Annotated in this window: 16 protein-coding genes, 1 pseudogene and 1 CRISPR repeat array; of the genes and pseudogenes, 8 read left to right on the top strand and 9 right to left on the bottom strand. The window is 71.8% G+C overall.

The window, feature by feature from the left end; all coding sequences use genetic code 11:
- The first annotated feature begins 65 nt into the window (after positions 1-65).
- From cas7e to cas2e, 5 genes are read left to right on the top strand one after another with little or no spacing between them, the layout of a single operon-like run.
- On the top strand, positions 66-1,259 hold the full coding sequence (gene cas7e / locus BLW85_RS28740; RefSeq protein WP_074993743.1) for a type I-E CRISPR-associated protein Cas7/Cse4/CasC: 1,194 nt from the start codon (positions 66-68) through the stop codon (positions 1,257-1,259).
- Positions 1,256-2,131: a type I-E CRISPR-associated protein Cas5/CasD gene (cas5e, locus tag BLW85_RS28735; protein WP_074993741.1), complete on the top strand. Its 876-nt coding sequence runs from the start codon at positions 1,256-1,258 to the stop codon at positions 2,129-2,131. Before cas7e ends, cas5e begins: the two co-directional genes overlap by 4 nt.
- A complete protein-coding gene (gene cas6e / locus BLW85_RS28730) occupies positions 2,128-2,820 on the top strand; it encodes a type I-E CRISPR-associated protein Cas6/Cse3/CasE (RefSeq protein ID WP_074993739.1) in 693 nt (230 codons plus the stop codon). The genes cas5e and cas6e overlap by 4 nt, the downstream gene beginning before the upstream one ends.
- A complete protein-coding gene (gene cas1e / locus BLW85_RS28725) occupies positions 2,817-3,806 on the top strand; it encodes a type I-E CRISPR-associated endonuclease Cas1e (RefSeq protein WP_074993736.1) in 990 nt (329 codons plus the stop codon). Before cas6e ends, cas1e begins: the two co-directional genes overlap by 4 nt.
- A gap of 24 nt (positions 3,807-3,830) precedes the next feature.
- The gene (gene cas2e, locus BLW85_RS28720) at positions 3,831-4,148 is read left to right on the top strand and encodes a type I-E CRISPR-associated endoribonuclease Cas2e (RefSeq protein ID WP_074993734.1); all 318 of its coding nucleotides are present in this window, start codon (positions 3,831-3,833) and stop codon (positions 4,146-4,148) included.
- 18 nt (positions 4,149-4,166) lie between these two features.
- Positions 4,167-6,637: a CRISPR direct-repeat array (repeat unit 29 nt; unit sequence GCCCGCTCCGCGCAGGCGGAGGTGAACCG).
- A 602-nt stretch (positions 6,638-7,239) separates the two neighbouring features.
- Here the strand turns inward: cas2e and BLW85_RS28715 are convergent.
- Together BLW85_RS28715 and BLW85_RS28710 are read right to left on the bottom strand one after the other, a co-directional pair.
- On the bottom strand, positions 7,240-8,568 hold the full coding sequence (locus BLW85_RS28715) for a class I SAM-dependent RNA methyltransferase (RefSeq protein ID WP_074993732.1): 1,329 nt from the start codon (positions 8,566-8,568) through the stop codon (positions 7,240-7,242).
- A gap of 144 nt (positions 8,569-8,712) precedes the next feature.
- The gene (locus BLW85_RS28710; RefSeq protein WP_070022963.1) at positions 8,713-10,761 is read right to left on the bottom strand and encodes an APC family permease; all 2,049 of its coding nucleotides are present in this window, start codon (positions 10,759-10,761) and stop codon (positions 8,713-8,715) included.
- Between the two features lie 424 nt (positions 10,762-11,185).
- Between BLW85_RS28710 and BLW85_RS28705 the strand changes: the two genes are divergently transcribed.
- Together BLW85_RS28705 and BLW85_RS28700 are read left to right on the top strand one after the other, a co-directional pair.
- Positions 11,186-11,857, top strand: coding sequence for a potassium channel family protein (locus tag BLW85_RS28705; protein WP_070022964.1), 672 nt, complete (start codon positions 11,186-11,188; stop codon positions 11,855-11,857).
- On the top strand, positions 11,857-12,531 hold the full coding sequence (locus BLW85_RS28700) for a potassium channel family protein (RefSeq protein WP_070022965.1): 675 nt from the start codon (positions 11,857-11,859) through the stop codon (positions 12,529-12,531). Before BLW85_RS28705 ends, BLW85_RS28700 begins: the two co-directional genes overlap by 1 nt.
- Before the next feature lie 135 nt (positions 12,532-12,666).
- Here BLW85_RS28700 and BLW85_RS28695 read toward each other — a convergent pair whose 3' ends face one another.
- The 7 genes and pseudogenes from BLW85_RS28695 to BLW85_RS28665 form a co-directional block, all read right to left on the bottom strand.
- Positions 12,667-13,449: a DUF3159 domain-containing protein gene (locus tag BLW85_RS28695; protein WP_070022966.1), complete on the bottom strand. Its 783-nt coding sequence runs from the start codon at positions 13,447-13,449 to the stop codon at positions 12,667-12,669.
- A 470-nt stretch (positions 13,450-13,919) separates the two neighbouring features.
- The gene (locus BLW85_RS28690) at positions 13,920-14,639 is read right to left on the bottom strand and encodes a response regulator (RefSeq protein ID WP_074993730.1); all 720 of its coding nucleotides are present in this window, start codon (positions 14,637-14,639) and stop codon (positions 13,920-13,922) included.
- Positions 14,640-14,742: 103 nt separating this feature from the next.
- Positions 14,743-17,229 (bottom strand): annotated as a pseudogene (locus BLW85_RS28685) (ATP-binding protein); the annotation flags it as partial.
- A 126-nt stretch (positions 17,230-17,355) separates the two neighbouring features.
- Positions 17,356-18,060, bottom strand: a complete 705-nt coding sequence (locus BLW85_RS28680) for an ABC transporter ATP-binding protein (protein ID WP_074993728.1) — start codon at positions 18,058-18,060, stop codon at positions 17,356-17,358.
- 203 nt (positions 18,061-18,263) lie between these two features.
- Positions 18,264-19,028: a DUF3710 domain-containing protein gene (locus tag BLW85_RS28675; protein ID WP_070022971.1), complete on the bottom strand. Its 765-nt coding sequence runs from the start codon at positions 19,026-19,028 to the stop codon at positions 18,264-18,266.
- Between the two features lies 1 nt (position 19,029).
- Positions 19,030-19,590: a dUTP diphosphatase gene (gene dut, locus BLW85_RS28670; RefSeq protein ID WP_070022972.1), complete on the bottom strand. Its 561-nt coding sequence runs from the start codon at positions 19,588-19,590 to the stop codon at positions 19,030-19,032.
- Entirely contained in the window at positions 19,587-20,171 is a 585-nt protein-coding gene (locus BLW85_RS28665) for a PaaI family thioesterase (protein ID WP_070022973.1), read from the bottom strand. Before BLW85_RS28665 ends, dut begins: the two co-directional genes overlap by 4 nt.
- 113 nt (positions 20,172-20,284) lie before the next feature.
- On the opposite strand from BLW85_RS28665, the gene BLW85_RS28660 reads away from it, so the two are divergent.
- Complete coding sequence (locus BLW85_RS28660; protein WP_070022974.1) at positions 20,285-20,773, top strand: DUF3093 domain-containing protein; 489 nt, start codon at positions 20,285-20,287, stop codon at positions 20,771-20,773.
- Positions 20,774-20,783: the final 10 nt, after the last annotated feature.

Genomic DNA, 20,783 nt, shown 5'->3' with positions numbered 1-20,783 from the left:
CCCTCACAAACCACTTCGCGCCAACCTCGGCGGCCGGCCGCATCCACTTCCCTGGAGGACCTCTCATGACTGCGCGCGCCCGATTCCTCGACATCCACATCATCCAGTCCGTACCATTCGCGAACCTCAACCGCGACGACACGAACTCCGTCAAGACCGTGCTCTATGGCGCAAAGCTGCGCACCCGTGTCTCCAGCCAGTCCTGGAAGCGGGCAACGCGCGTCGAGTTCGAGAGGATCACCGGGAGCAGCACGCTGCGTACCCGCCGCATCGGCGAAGCCGTCACCCGCGAACTCGCAGACCGCGGCTGGCCGCAGGAACTCGCCGAGCGGGCGGGAGCCCACATCGCCGCCTCGGTCGGCAAGTTCGAGGTCGAGGAGAAGACCGAAGGGAAGACCAAGACCGCGATCCCCAACCACGTGATCACCAACGCGATGGTCTACGTCCCCCGGGCCGCCGTGCGCGAACTCGCCGACTACGCCGAGGAACACCGCCAGACACTGGAAGCCGCCAAGGACATCACGAAGAAGGGCGAGGCCAAAGCCTCTGCCTTGCCCAAGGCCGGTGTGGACGCGATCCTGCGCAGCCGCAACGACGTCATCAACCTCTTCGGGCGCATGCTCGCCGAGGTCGACCGGGCCGGCGTCGACGGCGCCGTCCAGGTGGCTCACGCCATGACCACCCACGAAGCCGACGCCGACCTCGACTACTTCACCGCGGTCGACGACCTCACCTCCACCTGGCAGGACACCACCGGCAGCGCCCACATGGGCCACGCCGAGTTCAGCGCAGGGACCTTCTACCGCTACGCCACCCTCGACCTCGAAGAACTCACCCACAACCTCGCCGGGACCGACAGCACCGCCGACGTCCACGAGGTTCTCACCAGCTTCCTGACCGCGTTCACCCTCGTCGTGCCGCAGGCCAAGAAGAACTCCACCGCCCCCCACACCCTGCCCCACCTCGTCCACTTCGCCGTGCGCGGCGACCGGCCCGTCTCCTTCGCCGCCGCCTTCGAGGAACCCGTACGCCCCGGCGCGCACGGCGGCCACGGCGCCCCTGCGGTGGACGCCCTCGCCCAGTACGCGGCAGCAGCCGGCTCCTTCCTCGGCACCAGCCACCTCCTCTACCGGAGCTGGACCAGCCCGGAACTCAAAGACCTTCCCGACGCCCTCGGCCCGCGCGCCGACAGCCTCGACGCCCTCATCACCGAAGCCGTCGGCCACGTCCGGACCGCCGGCCAGGACAGCGCCGCATGAGCGCCCCCCGCCGGGCGCACGTGCCGGGCCTGTTGCTGCGGCTGGCCTCACCCCTGCAGTCCTGGGGCGAGCACAGCCACTTCGACGACCGTGACACCCTGCCTTTCCCCACCCGCTCCGCCATCACCGGCCTCCTCGCCTCGGCCCTGGGCCGCTCCCGCCACCACCGCCTCGACGACCTCGCCCTGTCGGTCACGGTCCGCGCCGACCGTCCCGGCAGTCACCTGCGCGACTTCCACACCGTGGGAGGCGGCCTGAGCCGCGAGCGGACCGTGGTCACCGCCGACGGCAAACGACGCGACAGCGACACCTCCACCCTCACCAGCACCCGCTGGTACCTGCAGGACGCCGCCTTCACCGTGGCCCTCACCCTGCCCGACCACACCGCCCCCCCCGCCTCCTGGAGCGACGCTTTGCTGTCCCCGCGCTGGCCCCCCTACCTGGGCCGCCGCTCCTGTCCCCCAGCGGGCCCGCTCCTCCTGGGCCGCAGCACCGACGTCCTCCACGACCTCGTCCACCTCCCCCTCGCCGTACACGCGCGCCACGCCGTGACCGGCCCTGATGACGGCAAAGGCGCCACGGTCTCGGTGCTGTTCCTGTCCGACCAGCCCCTGACCGGACTGCCCGCCCCCCTCGGCCGCAGCACACCCGACGACGGCACGCAGGAGCACTCCACCATCCTGGACGCCCCCGTCGACTTCACCTCCCTACACCGCCGCCACCGGGCCCGCCCGCTCTACCGGCGCACACTCACCCTGCCCGCCTCCCAATGCGCCGACTACGGAACCCGACAACTGACCCGACTCGCCGCCTACACCTCTCCCACCTACACACCCGCCGCCCACCCCGCCCGGGAAGGAAGCATCCAGTGACCCTCTACCTCACCCGGCTCATCCCCCACCCCTCCTCCCGACTGGCCCAGCAGGAACTGGGCGCCGGCACCTCCCACGCCTCCCTCCACCGCCGCGTGATGTCCCTGTTCCCCGACGGCATCCCCGAACAGGCCCGTGCCCACTTCGGTGTCCTGTTCCGCGTCGAGGACACCCCCCGCGGCAGCCACCTCCTGCTGCAGTCCAACCAGCCCCCCGACCCCGCCCGCCTCCCCGCCCAGTACGCCACCCTCACCACCCGACCCCTCGACGCCCTCCTCGACGCCCTAAAGCCCGGCCGCACCCTGCACTACCGCTGCACCGCCTCCCCCGTCCGCAAGCCCGGCGCCACCACCCGCGCCCACTACAAGCTCCCCGCCGTCGTCCCCCTCAACGGCACCGCCGCAGACGAATGGTGGCACCGCCAGGCCGACCAAGCAGGACTGAAAACCCTCACCCTGCGCTCCCAGCCCGTCGACGCAGCCCGCGACCGCCAGTACCCCGCCGACACCACCCGCGCCGACCGCGCCAAGCACAGCAACCGCATCCACCACCACCGCGTGCGCTTCGACGGCACCGCCACCGTCACCGACCCCGACCTGCTGCGCACCGCCATCCTCAGCGGCATCGGACGCGGCAAGGCATACGGCTGCGGACTCCTCAGCATCGCCCCCGCCCCGGATCCCGCATGACCAGCGTCCCCGCGACGGCTCCCGGCCCCAACGGCGGGGGCCGTCGCCGTCTTGCCGCACCCACCGTCGCCATGCTGCCCCGCGTCGTCGACAGCCTCTCCTTCCTCTACCTCGACATCGTCCGCGTCCACCAGGACGACACCGGCGTATGCGCGGAGATCACCACCCAACGCCGTGGCACCGAGACCGTCTACCTCCCCACCGCCTCCCTCGCCTGCGTCCTGCTCGGCCCCGGTACCTCCATCACCGCACCCGCCCTGGCCACCTTCGCCCGCCACGGCACCACCGTCCTGATCACCGGCATGGGCGGCGTACGCTGCTACGCCGCCACCGTCCCCGGCACCCTCACCACCACCTGGCTCGAACACCAGGCCCGCGCCTGGGCCGACGACACCCGCCGCCTCGCCATCGCCACCGCCATGTACGAGCACCGCTTCGGCCCCGGCCAGGCCCCACCAGGAGCGACCCTCCAGCAACTGCGCGGACTCGAAGGACAACGCGTCAAAGCCCTCTACAAACTCCTCGCCAGACAGCACCGCATCCAACGCTTCCGCCGCTCCTACGACCCCGACTCCTGGGACACCCAGGACCCCGTCAACCTCGCCCTGTCCGCCGCCAACACCTGCCTGTACGGAATCGTCCACGCCGCCATCGTCGCCCTCGGCTGCTCCCCCGCCCTCGGATTCGTCCACAGCGGCAACCAGCAAGCCTTCGTCTACGACATCGCCGACCTCTACAAGGCCGAACTCACCATCCCCCTTGCGTTCTCCCTGAACACCTCAGACCGGCCCGAAGCAGAAGCCCGCCGCTCCTTCCGCGACGGCCTGCGCCTCTTCCGCCTCATGCCACGCATCGTCCGCGACCTCCAGACCCTCCTCGCCCCCGACAGCCCCCAACCCGACCCCGACGAAACGCCCGACGAACAACTCGTCGACCTCTGGGACCCCGTCACCGGCCCTCTCCCCGGCGGCACCAACCACGCCTGACCCACGACAGGAGCATCCCGGCCTGTGCCCGCCATGACCGTCATCTCCGCCACCGCCGTCCCCGACCACCTGCGCGGCGCCCTCACCCGCTGGCTCCTCGAAGTCACACCTACCCTCTACATCGGCACCATCTCAGCCCGCGTCCGCACCGAACTCTGGAACAACCTCACCGCCTGCCTCACCGAAGGGAGCGCTGTCCTGGCCTACCCCGCAACCAACGAACAAGGCTTCACCCTCCATACAGCCGGCCCCCAACGCCGCGACCCCCTCGACTTCGACGGCCTCACCCTCATCGCCTTCCAACGCCTCCCCACAAGCCAAGAAATCGCAAAGCCCCTATAGAACCGCAGGCCACGAAGGGCCCGCTCCGCGCAGGCGGAGGTGAACCGCCCGCTGGAGTTGTGGGACTGGGTGCTGATGCGCCCGCTCCGCGCAGGCGGAGGTGAACCAGTCCTCAGCGCCGCGCGTACCGCCTTCGAGACGCCCGCTCCGCGCAGGCGGAGGTGAACCGGCGAAGAAGTCCCAGCGCGGGTCGTTCCCAGCGCCCGCTCCGCGCAGGCGGAGGTGAACCAGATCACCGCGGCCGGCGGCAAGGCCATCGCGGTCGCCCGCTCCGCGCAGGCGGAGGTGAACCGGCGTGGCGGGAGATAGCCCGGTCCCGCCTGCCGCCCGCTCCGCGCAGGCGGAGGTGAACCGTCGACCGGCTGCGCGTCGCCCATGTCGACGTCGCCCGCTCCGCGCAGGCGGAGGTGAACCGCCGGCCTCGGGCCTCCGGCCCCGGTGATCCGCGCCCGCTCCGCGCAGGCGGAGGTGAACCGCACGGTACGAACAAAGGGGCGTGACGGAGCATGCCCGCTCCGCGCAGGCGGAGGTGAACCGCTCTGGAACGACGCCAAGGGCCCGGCCTGCATGCCCGCTCCGCGCAGGCGGAGGTGAACCGAAGTCGCGGGCCTTCACGCTCGACATGAATGCGCCCGCTCCGCGCAGGCGGAGGTGAACCGTCCAGGCCGCTGGTGGGGTAGACGCCGGGCTGGCCCGCTCCGCGCAGGCGGAGGTGAACCGGTCCGGGTGAACTGACGTGGCGACCCTGGATCGCCCGCTCCGCGCAGGCAGAGGTGAACCGGCGCTCGGGGTCGGCGCGTTGAAGATGGCGCAGCCCGCTCCGCGCAGGCGGAGGTGAACCGTACCCCGACTCTTCGCCGAGTTGAGGGGCTGTGCCCGCTCCGCGCAGGCGGAGGTGAACCGGCCGCCACGTTCGCCGCGCAGCTTCAGACCCTGCCCGCTCCGCGCAGGCGGAGGTGAACCGCGCCAGCCGACAACACCAACCGGCTCGCCCAGGCCCGCTCCGCGCAGGCGGAGGTGAACCGTCATGGGGCGTCTTCCTCCCCGTCGAACTTCCGCCCGCTCCGCGCAGGCGGAGGTTAACCGCCGTCGCAGTGATGGACGAGCCCGGTGCCGGGGCCCGCTCCGCGCAGGCGGAGGTGAACCGACGCCTCCAAGGGGCAGGCAGGTCACGGCGCCGCCCGCTCCGCGCAGGCGGAGGTGAACCGGTCTGCTGGATGGCGACGTGGCCGATCCAGTTGCCCGCTCCGCGCAGGCGGAGGTGAACCGCAGCCTGGTCGCTTTGCGCTCCACACGCAGATGCCCGCTCCGCGCAGGCGGAGGTGAACCGGGGCCGGCCGCCCGCGCGAGCGGGGTGTCGTCGCCCGCTCCGCGCAGGCGGAGGTGAACCGCAGGGCGGCGGGTCGCGCGGGTCGCTGTGGAGGCCCGCTCCGCGCAGGCGGAGGTGAACCGACGACCGCGCAGGTTGCGCGGACTGGGAGCTGGCCCGCTCCGCGCAGGCGGAGGTGAACCGCGGTTCGCCTGCCGGTACCTCAGCCCGGACAGGCCCGCTCCGCGCAGGCGGAGGTGAACCGCCCGAGGCGTGGGCGGCCCTGGCGGAGGGGCAGCCCGCTCCGCGCAGGCGGAGGTGAACCGTGGCAGGAGCGCCTGGAGGACGGTCACGCGGAGCCCGCTCCGCGCAGGCGGAGGTGAACCGGTGCTCATGCGCTGGTTGAACGCGCCGCTGCCGCCCGCTCCGCGCAGGCGGAGGTGAACCGTGGCTGTGGGAGGACGGCGCGAGGGAGGCGGGGCCCGCTCCGCGCAGGCGGAGGTGAACCGGGCCCCCTACCTTGGCCGGTTCTGGCCAAAGGGCCCGCTCCGCGCAGGCGGAGGTGAACCGGAGCTGCCGCAGGCGTAGCAGCTCGGCCGTCCGCCCGCTCCGCGCAGGCGGAGGTGAACCGGTGCCGTTCGACTGCCGGCCTCGCTCGATGGCGCCCGCTCCGCGCAGGCGGAGGTGAACCGACGTCGGCTACCTTCGCCTTCGCCATCAGCACGCCCGCTCCGCGCAGGCGGAGGTGAACCGGCCGCCGGCCACCGGCTCATGCCCGGCGAGTGGTCCGCTCCGCGCAGGCGGAGGTGAACCGTCTTGCTGGGTCATGTCGTGCTGGGCCTTGGAGTCCGCTCCGCGCAGGCGGAGGTGAACCGGTGCAGCAGGCCCCAGAACAGCTCGCCGATTCGTCCGCTCCGCGCAGGCGGAGGTGAACCGTCGTCCGGCGCATGGCCCGCGGGCGTCGGACTGTCCGCTCCGCGCAGGCGGAGGTGAACCGTCCTCCAGCACAGTCCGTGCCGCGTATTCGTCGTCCGCTCCGCGCAGGTGGAGGTGAACCGTACCCCGGTGAATGAGGGCGCCCTGTGCGGTGGTCCACTCCGCGCAGGCGGAGGTGAACCGCTTCCTCCCGGCATCGGCCCCTCGACGGAGAAGACCGCCGCGCGCAGGCGGAGGTGAACCGGCGGCACCGGGCTTGCCAGGATGGTCGTCGGTGCCCACCTTTTGCAGGCGAACATGAACCGCCGTTGCGGTCAACTGGCCACGCCCACGACGAATGGTCGCCACCGCTTATCAGGAACCTACGATCTCGCACGGCATCCACCGAGCGTCAGTCGCCCGATTTCAGATTGTCGCGCCCTCGTCGGCAACAGGGCCTACCTAGAGCTCGCAGTGGCGTACAAGGAGGAAGGGGCGCCCGTCGCGGTCGGAGCCCTCTGGGACTTTTCTGGGACTTCCGGCCCCATCAGCCGGCACGAACGTGAAGCAGCTGAAAGATCATTCGCGCAGGTCAGCCACCATCAGCCACTCATCGCGACGGTCACCGCGTTTACTGGTCTCTTCCGGGACATCTACCCAGCGGGAATCAGTCGGTCCGCACCCAGCATCGCCTGCCCTCGTCGCACCAGCCACGCTCACCACCCTGACACGGTTTGACCTGCCCGACAAGGCACCTGACATCCCATCAGAACGAGCGTCAAATGAGCGTCACGAGCGTCATTTCAGCGTCAAGATATCGCCCGTAACGCCCACACCGCACATAATGCGCACACGCAAAACCGCAGGTCAGGAGCCCTTCCCGGCCGGTTCCAGAATCGCCACACACTCCACATGATGCGTCATCGGAAACAGATCGAACGCCCGCAGCGTCCGCACCCTGTACCCGCCGTCACGGAAGTAGCCCAGGTCCCGGGCCAGCGCCGCGGGGTCGCACGCCACGTAGGCGATGCGGCGGGCGCGCAGGGAGGTGAGGTGGGCGACCGTCGCGCGGCCGGCGCCCGCGCGGGGCGGGTCGAGGACGATGAGGTCGACCTCGGTGATGCCGGTGCGCGGCAGGACGGATTCGACCTTGCCCTGTTCGATCCGGACCCGGGGGAAGTCGGCCAGGTTGTGCCGCGCGTCCTCCACCGCCCGCTTGCCGGACTCGATGCCGAGGACCGCGCCCTTGTCGCCGAGGCGGTCGGCGAGGGCGCCGGCGAACAGGCCGACGCCGCAGTAGAGGTCGAGGGCCATCTCGCCCTTGCGCGGGAGCAAGCCCTGCATCACCGCGGTGACCAGGGTGTCCGCCGCCTTCGGGTGGACCTGCCAGAAGCCGCCGGCGCCGACCCGGTGGGTTCGGCCGTCGGCCCGCTCGCGGACGAAGGGGCGGCCGTGCACGCGGTGTACGCCGCCGGACTTCTCGTCGACCCGCAGGACCGAGACCGGCTTGTCCAGCTCGACCAGCGGGAGGCGGGCGCCCGGCCGCGGGGTCAGGATGACCTGGCGGTCCTGGGAGCCCGTCGCCGCGATCGCCTCGACCGACTCCATGCCGGTCCAGTCGTGCTTCTCGATGCCCAGCTCGGAGACGCCGGCCGCCGCGATCATGCAGTGGTCGATGCGCTCGACCTCGTGCGAGCGGTGGCGGCGCAGACCCGCGTGGCCCTCGGCGTCGACGGCGTACTGCACCCGGGTGCGCCACTGCGGCACCTCGCCGGCCGGCAGCTTGTCGCCCTCGGCCGGGACGACCGTGCCGTCCCAGCCCGCCTCCTCCGGGGTGAGGCCCGCGAGCCGCTGGAGCTGCTCGGCGATCACGTCCGCCTTGAGGCGGCGCTGGGCGCCCGGCTTGGCGTGCTGCCAGTCGCAGCCGCCGCAACGGCCGGGGCCCGCGTAGGGGCACGGAGCCTCGATGCGGTCCTTGGACGCCTCCAGGACGCGTACGGCGTCCGCGCGCAGGAAGCGGGCGCCTTCCTCGCCCTCGGTCACGCGCGCCACCACCCGCTCACCGGGCAGCGCGTGCCGCACGAAGAGGACCTGGCCCTGCGCGGTGCGGGCGATGCAGTGGCCGCCGTGGGCGACGGGGCCGATCTCGACCTCGTACTCCTCGCCCACCAGAGACGTGGTCGGTTCTGCCTGCATGGTGGGTGACTCCAGATCGACTTGTCGACACGGGGAAAGGGAAGGCCGGGAGACGGGTCCGGGCGGTCGAGCGCGGCCCGGTGAACCGACAACAGCCCACCAGTCTACGGCCTCGCCGCCCGGGACCCGACCCTCGGTCCTTCGTCAGCCCTTCGTCGACGGCTCCTTCGGCCGCTCCCCCGCCGGGCCGCGGCGGACGGCGCCCGGGGCGCTCCACTCCTGGCGCCTGCGGGCCCGCATCTTGGCCGCCTCGGAGGAGGCCAGCTGGTAGGGGACGGAGGTGACCATCACGCCGGGCGTGAACAGGAGACGGCCCTTGAGCCGCAGGGCGCTCTGGTTGTGCAGCAGGTGCTCGTACCAGTGACCGACCACGTACTCGGGGATGATCACGGAGACCGCGTCGCGCGGGGACTCCTTGCGCAGGCTCTTGACGTACTCGATCACCGGGCGGGTGACCTCGCGGTACGGCGAGTCCAGGACCTTCAGCGGTACGTCGATGCCGCGCCGCTCCCACTCCTCGCGCAGCGCCCTGGTCTCGGCCGGGTCGACGTTGACGGTGAGCGCCTCCAGGGTGTCGGAGCGCATCAGCTTGGCGTAGGCCAGGGCCCGCAGGGTCGGCCGGTGGATCTTGGAGATCAGCACCACCGAGTGCACCCGGGACGGGCGGACCAGGTCGTCGTCGGGCTCCTCGGGAGCGGCGATCTCCTCGGCGACCCGGTCGTAGTGCTTGCGGATCGCGGTCATGGTCGCGAAGAAGATGCACATGCCCAGCAGGGCCACCCAGGCGCCGTGCGTGAACTTGGTGACCAGGACGACGACGAGCACCAGGCCGGTCAGGAAGGCGCCGAAGGTGTTGATCGCGCGCGAGCGCACCATGTGGCGGCGCTTGGCGGGGTCCTTCTCGACGGCCAGGTGGCGGTTCCAGTGCCGGACCATGCCGGTCTGGCTGAGCGTGAAGGACACGAACACGCCGACGATGTACAGCTGGATCAGGCGCGTGGAGTCGGCGCCGTAGATCACGGTCAGCAGCGCGGCGGCGCCGGCCAGCAGCACGATGCCGTTGGAGAAGGCGAGCCGGTCGCCGCGGGTGTGCAGCTGGCGGGGCAGGTAGCGGTCCTGCGCGAGGATCGAGCCGAGCAGCGGGAAGCCGTTGTACGCGGTGTTCGCCGCGAGGAACAGCACCAGCGCGGTCGCGGCCGCCAGGAGCACGAACAGGAAGCTGCCCTTGCCGAAGACCGCCTCGGCGACCTGGGAGATCACCGGGTTCTGCACATAGGAGGAGCCGAGGGGGTGGCCGTTGCTGAGCAGGTCGGTGGCCGGGTTGGCGGCCATGCGCACCTTGGTCGTCATGGCCAGGACGATGATGCCGCAGAACATGGTGACGGCCAGCAGACCCATCGCCGCGAGGGTGGTCGCCGCGTTCTTGGACTTCGGCTTGCGGAAGGCCGGGACGCCGTTGGAGATCGCCTCGACACCGGTGAGCGCGGCACAGCCGGAGGAGAAGGCGCGCAGCATCAGGAAGACCAGCGCGAAACCCGCGAGGCCCTGGTGCTCGGCCTTGATGTGGAAGCCGGCGGTCGGCGCCCGCATGGTGTCGCCGAGCACCAGGCCGCGGAACGCGCCCCAAAGGATCATGATGAAGACGCCGCCGACGAACACGTACGTCGGGATCGCGAAGAGCTTGCCGGACTCCTTGACGCCGCGCAGGTTCATCAGCGTCAGCAGGACGATCACGGCGGTCGCGCAGAGGACCTTGTGCTCCACCACGAACGGGACGGCCGAACCCAGGTTCTCGATGCCGGAGGCGATGGAGACGGCGACGGTCAGCACGTAGTCGACGAGCAGCGCGCTGGCGACGGTGAGGCCGGCCTTGGGGCCGAGGTTGGTGGTCGCCACCTCGTAGTCGCCGCCGCCGCTCGGGTAGGCGTGGACGTTCTGGCGGTAGGAGGCGACCACGGTGAACATCAGCACCACGACCGCGACCGCGATCCAGGGGCTGAAGTGGTACGCCGACACGCCCGCGATGGACAGGACCAGCAGAACCTCCCCCGGCGCGTAGGCGACGGAGGACAGCGGGTCGGAGGCGAAGACGGGGAGTGCGATGCGCTTGGGCAAGAGCGTTTCGCCCAGCCTGTCACTGCGCAGTGCGCGCCCGATCAGAATCCGTTTGGGCACGTCGGTCAGTTTGGACACGAGAGAGGATCGTAAGCCTTCGCACTGGGCGCCGCCCACCCCGTCCGCAATATCTTCCCCATGGGTGAACTCGACGGCGAAGTGATGTACGGATTCCGTGGCCCGGGCTCCGGCCGTGTCTAGATGGCAAACCCCGCCTGCCGCCCATGCCTGGAGGCCCTCATGCCCCCGACCGCTGAGCTGATCGGGGCCGTGCTCGCGCTGGCCGGCCTCGGAATCCTGACCCTGTGCAGCGTGCGCAGCATCACTCGAAGACGGGCCGGATGAGCGCGTGGGGCGACCGGATGAGCGGGCGCACGAGGCGGGCGAGCGGCGCGACCGGGGCACGGGGGTGCCCGACCGGGACGATGCGTGTGTAGCTTGGGCGGCGGTCTGAGAACCTGTTCAGACCAAGCCAACGACTCTTGACATCGGAAGGACGGTCGTGCACATCGTCATCATGGGCTGCGGGCGAGTAGGCTCCGCTCTCGCCCAGACCCTGGAGCAACAGGGGCACACGGTCGCCGTGATCGACCAGGACCCGACCGCCTTCCGTCGGCTGGGACCGGGATTCGGGGGCCGCCGGGTCACCGGAGTCGGCTTCGACCAGGACACCCTGCGCGAGGCGGGGATCGAGGAGGCCGGCGCGTTCGCGGCCGTCTCCAGCGGCGACAACTCCAACATCATCTCGGCTCGCGTGGCCCGCGAGATGTTCGGTGTGGAGAACGTCGCCGCCCGCATCTACGACCCCCGCCGCGCGGAGGTCTACCAGCGCCTCGGCATCCCCACCGTGGCCACGGTCCGCTGGACCGCCGACCAGATGCTGCGCCGGCTGCTGCCCTCCGGGGCGGAGCCGCTGTGGCGGGACCCCACGGGCGGGGTGCAGCTCGCCGAGGTGCACGCCTCCCCGCGGTGGGTCGGGCACAAGATCAGCAAGTTGCAGGAGGACACGGGCGTCCGGGTGGCGTTCCTGACCCGGCTGGGCGAGGCGATCCTGCCCACTTCCCAGACGGTGTTGCAGGAGGGCGACCTCGTGCACGTGATGATGCGGACGGACGACGTGGAGAAGGTCGAGGCGGCGTTCGCCGGGGGCCCGGAAGAGGAGGGCGGTCACTGATGAGGGTCGCCATTGCCGGAGCCGGCGCCGTCGGCCGCTCGATCGCCACCGAGCTGCTGGAGAACGGCCACGAGGTCCTGCTCGTCGACAAGGCCCCGACCGCCATCTCGGTGGAGCGGGTGCCGCAGGCGGAGTGGCTGCTGGCCGACGCCTGCGAGATCACGTCCCTGGACGAGGCGGCGCTCCAGCGCTGCAACGTGGTGATCGCCGCGACCGGTGACGACAAGGTCAACCTGGTGGTGTCGCTGCTCGCCAAGACGGAGTACGGCGTCCCCCGGGTCGTCGCCCGGGTCAACAACCCGAAGAACGAGTGGCTGTTCAACGAGGCGTGGGGCGTGGACGTGGCCGTCTCCACCCCGCGGCTGATGTCCGCCCTGGTCGAGGAGGCGGTGAGCGTCGGCGACCTGGTACGGCTGCTGCGCTTCAGCCACGGCGACGCCAACCTGGTGGAGCTGACCCTGCCCGAGGAGTCGGCGCTGGCCGGCACCCAGGTGGGGGACGTGCGCTGGCCGGAGGACACCTCGCTGGTCACCATCATCCGGGGCACCCGGGTGCTGACCCCGTCGCGGGACGACTCCCTGGAGCCGGGCGACGAACTGCTCTTCGTGGCCGCCCAGGCCCGCGAGCAGCAACTGGAGGAGCTGCTGTCGGTGCGCAGGCCGGAAGAGTCCTGACCGCCGGTCCGCCGCGGCCCTGACCGCCCGAGCACACGAGAAGGGCGCCCTTGTCACCAAGGGCGCCCTTCTCGTCGTCGTGGGCGCGGTGATGGCTCACGGCCGGCAGCGGCTCGGTGCCGCCGCGCGGCGGTGTCACACCTTGCGGTGCCGCCCCGGCTCCGGTTCCCCGCCCTCCGCGGCCGGTGCCGCCCTGCGCTCCTTCTCGGCCTTCTCGGCCTCCTCCTGCGCCTCCATCTCCGCGAAGACGTCGATCGGCGCGGGCGCCTTGGCGAGGAAGACCCAGGTGAGCCAGACCGCCAGCAGGAAGGGCGGGATCTTCAGGGCCACCAGCACCCAGCCGAGCCGGGTGGTGTCCGACCACCAGTACAGCGGGAAGAGGATCGCGCACTTGGCGAGCAGGATCAGGCCCCAGGCCCAACTGGACTTGGCGTAGGCCTTCTTGCGGCCGGGGTTGCGGGTGCGCCAGGAGAGGTTCTCCCGGAAGACCGGGCCGAGGATCAGGCCGATCAGCGGGACCCCGGCGAGGGTCGTGACGATGTACGCCAGCGCCAGGCCCAGCGTGTAGAGCATGCCGGGGAGGTAGAAGTCCTTGGCGTTGCCGGTGAACATCGCGAAGACCACGCCGAAGGCCACGCCGAACACGCCGCTGAAGGCGTGCTTGACGGTGTCCTTCCTGACGAGCCGGACCACGACCAGGACGAGGGAGACGGCCAGCGCGGCGATCGCCGAGAGGTGCAGGTCCTTGTTGATCGTGAAGATCGCGACGAAGAGCAGGCCGGGCACGACCGTCTCGACCATGCCGCGGACCCCGCCGAAGGCCTCGAACAGTGCCGCCTCGGTCACCGCGCGGGCGTCGCCGGGCCGGCCGGGCGGGGTCTGGTCGGTGTCTTCGGTCGGCTTGTCGAGGGACGTCACCGGCTACTCCCGTCCGAGGGGTCGCAGTTCGTACTTCGGGTTGAAGAGCACCCGGCGGCCCCGGCTCAGCGAGATCCGGCCCGATGCGATCAGCTTGCGCCCCGGTTCTATACCCACGATGGAACGCCTGCCGAGCCACACCACGTCCAGCGCGGCCGAGCCGTCGAACAGTTCGGCCTCCAGGGCCGGGACTCCGGCACGCGGGCGCAGGGTGACCGTGCGCAAGGTACCAGTTACCGTGACGATCTGCCGGTCCTGGCAGTCGCCGATCTTCGTACAACCCGCCGTCTCGGCGTCCTCGCGCAGCTCCTCGGACTCCAGGTCCTCCTGCGACGAGGACAGCCGGTCGAACATGCGCCGGAGCCGGCCGGCCGGCTTTTCGGAACGAGGAACAGCACTCATACATGAAGCGTACCGGGGCCCTCCGACAGCGCCGTATCCCCGCTCACACTCCCGGTACGCGCACCTCCTCACTTCTCGAACCGGTACCCCATTCCGGGCTCGGTGATGAAGTGTCTGGGGTGCGAGGGGTCCGCCTCCAGCTTGCGGCGCAGCTGCGCCATGTAGACCCGCAGGTAGTTGGTCTCCGTCCCGTACGACGGCCCCCACACCTCCTGGAGGAGCTGCTTCTGGCTGACCAGGCGGCCGGTGTTGCGCACCAGCACCTCCAGCAGATGCCACTCGGTGGGGGTGAGCCGGACGTCCCGGCCGTCGCGGTTGACCTTCTTCGCGGCCAGGTCGACGGTGAACCCCTCGGCGTCCACGGCGGTCAGGCCGTCCTCGCCGGCGCCGACCGGCTCGGCGCGGCGCACGGCGGCCCGCAGCCGGGCCAGCAGCTCGTCCATGCCGAAGGGCTTGGTGACGTAGTCGTCGGCGCCCGCGTCCAGGGCCTCGACCTTCTCGTCGGAGGAGTGGCGGGCGGACAGCACCAGGATCGGCACCCGGGTCCAGCCGCGCAGGCCCCTGATCACCTCGACGCCGTCCATGTCGGGCAGGCCCAGGTCGAGGACGACCACGTCGGGGTGGCGGGAGGCGGCGAGGTCGAGGGCGGTCCTGCCGTCGGCGGCCGCGTCCACCTCGTACTTGCGTGCCTTGAGGTTGATCACGAGGGCGCGCACGATCTGCGGCTCGTCGTCGACCACGAGGACCCTCGTGGGGGTCTGGGGCGTCCCCCCATTCGGGCTCATCATAGGGTCTGCCTTTCTGGTTCCGCGTTGTCCGCCCCGGCGTCCTCGGGGCGGGGGTGGCCGCCGTGCCGGGGCCGGGCTGTGCCGAGGGTTGTGTTCCGTTCGGACTGCGCAGGCTGAGGACCATGGTGAGTCCGCCGCCCGGCGTGTCCTCCGCGTTCAGGGTGCCGCCCATGGCCTCGGCGAAGCCGCGGGCGACGGCGAGTCCGAGCCCGACGCCGGCGCCGCGCGGGGCGTCGCCGTACCGCTGGAAGGGCTCGAATATGCGGTCCTTGGCCGCGTCCGGGACGCCGGGTCCGCGGTCCACCACCCGCACCTCCACCCGGTCGGCGAGGGCGCTGGCGGAGACCAGGACGCGCCGTCCGGGCGGGCTGTACTTGACGGCGTTCTCCACCAGGTTGGCCACCGCGCGCTCGAGCAGTCCGGGGTCGGCCTGGATCATCGGCAGCGTCTCGGGCACGTCCAGGTCGACACTGTCCTCCGGCACACCGCCCAGGGCCATCGGCACGACCTCGTCCACGTCGATCTCGCGGATCAGCGGGGTGACGGTGCCGGTCTGCAGGCGGGACATGTCGAGCAGGTTTCCGACGAGGTGGTCGAGCCGGTCGGCGCCATCCTCGATGCCCTCCAGGAGTTCGGCCCGGTCCGCCTCGGACCAGTCGACGTCGTCGGAGCGCAGCGAGGAGACGGCGGCCTTGATCCCGGCCAGCGGGGTGCGCAGGTCGTGGCTGACGGCGGCGAGCAGGGCGGTGCGGATGCGGTTGCCCTCGGCGAGGGCGCGGGCCCGGTCGGCCTCCTCCTGGAGGCGGCGGCGGTCGAGGACGACGGCGGCCTGGGCACCGAACGCGGCGAGCACCCGGCGGTCCTCGGCGGGCAGCGGCCGGCCGGTCAGGGCGAGCGCCATGTGGTCGCCGACGGGCATGTCCACATCGGCGTCCTCGGGCCGCTGGAGGGCGGGCCCGAAGCCGGCCCGGCCCACGCAGTTCCACGGCTCGACGTCGCTCTGCCGCTCCAGCAGGGCCGCCGACTCCATGGCGAAGGTCTCGCGGACCCGCTCCAGCAGCTCCTCCAGGCTGGTCTCACCGCGCAGCACGTTTCCGGCGAGGAAGGAGAGGATCTCGGACTCGGCGCGCAGCCGGGCCGCCTGGTGGGTGCGGCGGGCGGCGAGGTCCACCACGGAGGCCACCGACACCGCGACCCAGAAGAAGATGACTATGGCGACGATGTTCTTCGGGTCCGCGATGGTCCAGCGGTGCAGGGGCGGGGTGTAGAAGTAGTTCAGCAGCAGCGAGCCGAAGGCGACCGAGGCGAGCGCGGGCAGCAGGCCGCCGAGCAGGGCCGCCGCGACCGTGACGGCCAGGAACAGCAGCATGTCGTTGGCGAGGCCGATGTCGACGGTGATCAGCAGCAGCGCCAGGATCGCCGGTCCGGCGATCCCGGTGGCCCAGCCCCACAGGATGCGGGTGCGGCCGAGCCGGGCGCCGCGGGCCACGGGCAGTCCGCGTCCCTTGGCGACCTCCTCGTGGGTGACGATGTGGACGTCGATGTCGGGCCCGGAGTCGCGGGCGACCGTGGCGCCGACGCCGGGCCCGAAGACGTACTGCCAGGTCTTGCGCCGCGAGGAGCCGAGCACGATCTGGGTGGCGTTGACGCCGCGCGCGAAGTCCAGCAGCGCGGCCGGTATGTCGTCGCCGACCACCTGGTGGAAGGTGCCGCCCAGGTCCTCCACGAGGGTGCGCTGGACGGCCAGTTCCTTCGGGGAGGCCGAGGTCAGCCCGTCGCTGCGGGCGATGTAGACGGCGAGGACCTCGCCGCCGGCGCCCTTCTCGGCGAGCCGCGCGGCACGCCGGATCAGGGTGCGGCCCTCGGGGCCGCCGGTCAGGCCGACCACGATCCGCTCGCGGGAGCCCCAGATCCTGGAGACCCGGTGCTCGCTGCGGTACTGGTTCAGGTATTCGTCCACCCGGTCGGCGACCCACAGCAGCGCCAGTTCGCGCAGGGCGGTGAGGTTGCCGGGGCGGAAGTAGTTGGACAGCGCCGCGTCGACCTTGTCCGGCTGGTAGATGTTGCCGTGCGCCATCCGGCGGCGCAGCGCCTCCGGGGACATGTCGACCAGCTCGATCTGGTCGGCCCGGCGCACCACCTCGTCCGGCACGGTCTCGCGCTGGCGCACCCCGGTGATCGACTCGACGACGTCGCCGAGTGACTCCAGGTGCTGGATGTTGACGGTCGACACCACGTCGATCCCGGCGGCGAGCAGTTCCTCCACGTCCTGCCAGCGCTTGGCGTTGCGCGAGCCGGGGATGTTGGTGTGCGCGAGTTCGTCCACCAGGGCGACGGCGGGCGCGCGCCGCAGTACGGCGTCCACGTCCATCTCGCCGAAGACGCCCCCGCGGTACTCCAGGTCCTTGCGGGGGACCTGCTCCAGGCCGTGCAGCATCACCTCGGTGCGGGGGCGGTCGTGATGCTCGACGAACGCCACGACGCAGTCGGTGCCCCGCTCGGTACGGCGATGGGCCTCGGCCAGCATCGCGTACGTCTTGCCCACACCCGGTGCCGCGCCGAGATAGATCCGAAGCTTCCCGCGTGCCATGGCTCCATTGTCTTCCGGTGACCCGTGTGTACGCAGCGTCGACCTTACGGCCAACGATGCGGACAAAGCGGACGAGACGGGGAAGGCGGGGTGTCTTTGACGGAACCCTGATGGTGGTCCGGGCCGTCAGTGGCTCACGAGCTCGCCGTCGTGGAGTTCCAGCACCCGGTCGGCCAGGCCGAGGAGGGTCGCGTCGTGGGTGGCGACCAGGATGGCGGGGGGCGTGCCGGGGGTGCCGTCCCCCTCGGGGGACTCGCCGTGCACGACGGCGCGCAGGAGTTCCATGACGGCGTGGCCGGTCTCGGCGTCCAGTTGGCCGGTCGGCTCGTCGGCGATCAGCAGGGCCGGGCGGTTGGCGAGGGCGCGGGCGATGGCGACGCGCTGCTGCTGACCGCCGGACAGCTCACCGGGGCGCTGCCCGGCGTGCTCCGCCAGTCCCACCTGGGACAGCAGCGACTCCACGCGCTCCTCGCGCTCACGGACCGCGGTCCGCCGCAGCCGCAGCGGCACGCCCACGTTCTCGGCCGCCGTGAGGATCGGGATCAGCCCGAAGGACTGGAAGACGAAACCGATCCGGTCCCGGCGCAGCCGCAGCAGCTCGTCCTCCCCCAGCTCGCCCAGCGGCCGCCCGTCCACCTCGACGCGCCCCTGGTCGGGGATGTCGAGCCCGCCGACGATGTTGAGCAGCGTGGTCTTGCCGGACCCCGAGCGCCCCTTGAGCGCCACCAGTTCACCCGGGCGCACTTCGAAGGAGACCCCGCGCAGGGCGTGCACGGCGGCCGCGCCCCGCCCGTACGACTTGTGGACGCCCTCCACCCGCACCATGACCATGTCGCCTCCCCCGTGGGCAGGGCGCCAGTATCACCGAGCGGGACGAGCCCCGGAAGGGGCGCGGACGCCGTATCGGCCCGCGGCCGCGCGGCGACCGCGAAAAACGGGCCGCGCCCGGAACGGCACGGCCCGTACACCCCCTGCGGGGCAGGCGGAGCGCCAGGGTCTTTCGCGCGAGCCCGGCAAGATCCAAACGAGAGGCCCTAGCGGACTTCCGTGATCTCCGGTCCGCGCTGCAGCTGCCCCATCCCGCCGGAGAACCGCGAGGACTCCTCCTGCTGCACGCCCTCGGGAACCATCTGCGCGTCGTTCGGCAGCTTGAGCACGATCGGGTCGCGGGGCGCCATCGGGCCCTCGCCGCGGACGACGACCGTGTCCCGGAAGATCTGCTCCAGGAGCCCGGCGGCCTGCGGCTGCACCGCGCCCTGGCCGGAGATCACGCCGCGCAGGAACCAGCGGGGGCCGTCCACGCCGACGAACCGCACCACCTGGAAGCCACCGGTGCCGTCCGGCAGCTGGACCGGCACCTGGGCGCGCAGCTCCCAGCCGAGCGGGCCCTCGACCTCGTCGACGATGCCACCCTGCTGGGTGATGCCGGACGCGATCTCCTCGCGGACCTCGCCCCAGATCCCCTCGCGCTTCGGCGCGGCGAAGGCCTGGAGCTGGACGGCGCTGTCGTTCAGGACGACGGTGGCGGCCACGATCGCGTCACCGGCGACCTCGACCCGCAGCTCCATGCCGTCCACGCCCGGCACGAACAGCCCCCCGAGATCCACCCGGCCCTCGGCCGGGTCGCGCACCTCGGTGCTGTCCCACGGTCCGTCGGGCCGCGGTCCGGGCTCCAGCCGGACGCGCTCGCGCTCGGCCTCCGCTTCCTCGTCCGCCTCGGTGTCGACGCTGTCGACGACCTGCTCGGCCTCGCCGGCCGCGTCCTCGGCGGCACCCTTCTTGTTGCGACGTCCGAACACGTCACTGTCCTTCCCGGTCGGATACGACCGAAGCGTATCGATTCCCACCCGCCGGACCGCTGTTGGCGGACCGGCCGTTTGTGCCGCTCTCGTCGCCCACCGCGGCATGGCCACCGGTGGACCCGAAGCCCCCTTCGGCCCGCGCAGAGCCGGGAAGCTCCGCCACCTCCTGGAAGCGGACCCGCTCGACCTGCTGGACGACCAGTTGGGCGATCCGGTCGAAGCGCTCGAACCGCACACTCTCGCGCGGGTCGAGATTCACCACGATCACCTTGATCTCCCCACGGTACCCGGCATCAACCGTCCCCGGGGCATTCACGAGGGCGACACCGCAGCGGGCGGCGAGACCGGAACGCGGGTGCACGAAGGCCGCGTACCCCTCCGGGAGGGCGATCGACACCCCCGTGGGCAGAACGGCCCGCTCTCCGGGGCCCAGTTCGCACGCCTCGGTGGTGCGCAGATCGGCGCCGGCGTCCCCGGGGTGCTCGTACGCCGGAAGCGGTACGTCCGGGTCCACGCGCCTGAGCAGCACGTCGAGCGGCTCGCGGCCGGCGGGGCTCACGGGTTCACCTCGAAGGCGCGGGCCCGGCGGACCTGGTCGGGATCGCTCATCGCGGCCTGGATCTCCTCGGGGCGGCCGTGGTCGACGAAGTGGTCGACCTTCACCTCGACGAAAAGGGCGTCGGCGCGGACGGCGACCGGACCCTCGGGGCCGTCGAGGCGGCCGACGGCGGTGGAGTAGATCTTCCGTCCGGCGACGGCGGTGACCTCGGCCTCCAGGTGGAGCGTGGTGCCGACGGGCACGGGCCGTACGTAGTCGGTCTCCAGGCGGCCGGTGACGGCGATGGTCCGCAGCAGCCAGTTCAGTGAGCCCAGGGTCTCGTCCAGGGCCGTGGCCAGCACTCCGCCGTGCGCGAGGCCGGGGGCGCCCTGGTGGGCGGGCTGGACGGTGAACTCGGCGGTCAGCGAGACGCCCTCGCCCGCCCGTGCCTCCAGGTGCAGCCCGTGCGGCTGTCCGGGGCCGCATCCGAAACAGTGTTCGTAGTGGGCGCCGAGAAGCTCCCCGGGCGCGGGCGCGTCGGGGTGCCGTACCGGTTTCACCGCGTCGGCGGGGGGCTGAAGGCTTGCGGAACTACCACTCACAGCCGCAGACCTTACCCGCCCGTCCGCCGCCCACCACCGCCCCGCCCGGCGGCGCCCCGCACCGGCTCCCCCTGGTTCCGGGCCAGTGGGCTCCCCGTGCCAAGCTTGGCTTCATGCAGCACTCCGCCACCCCGTACGAAGAACGCCTCACCGCCCCCCGCTCGTGGTGGCTGATCAGCCTTCTCGTCGGTGTCTCGTTCGCCCTGATCCTGTTCCCGTTCGGCACCCTGCCGATCCTCGGCGGCCTGGTCGGCGGCACGGCCGCGGCCGCGGTGGTCGCCAGCGCGTACGGCTCCCCGCGCATCCGCGTGGTGGGCGACTCGCTGATCGCGGGCGAGGCGAAGATCCCGGTGTCGGCGCTGGGCGAGTCGGAGGTGCTGGACCCGGAGGAGGCCCGCGCCTGGCGCACGCACAAGGCGGACGTCCGCGCGTTCCTGCTGCTGCGCGCGTACATCCCCAGGGCGCTGCGGGTGATCGTCACGGACCCCGACGACCCGACGCCTTACCTCTACCTGTCGACGCGGGAGCCCGAGCGGCTGGCGGCGGCGATCGAGGCGGCGCGCGAGGCGAACGCCCCGAGCGCGCCGGAAGGCCGCGCCTGAGGAGTCCGCG

The sequence above is a fragment of the Streptomyces misionensis genome (genome assembly GCF_900104815.1).
In the GTDB taxonomy this organism is placed as follows: Bacteria; Actinomycetota; Actinomycetes; order Streptomycetales; family Streptomycetaceae; genus Streptomyces; species Streptomyces misionensis.
The sequence above is the reverse complement of the archived record's forward strand: the minus strand, read 5'-3'. Positions and strand labels throughout refer to the sequence as shown.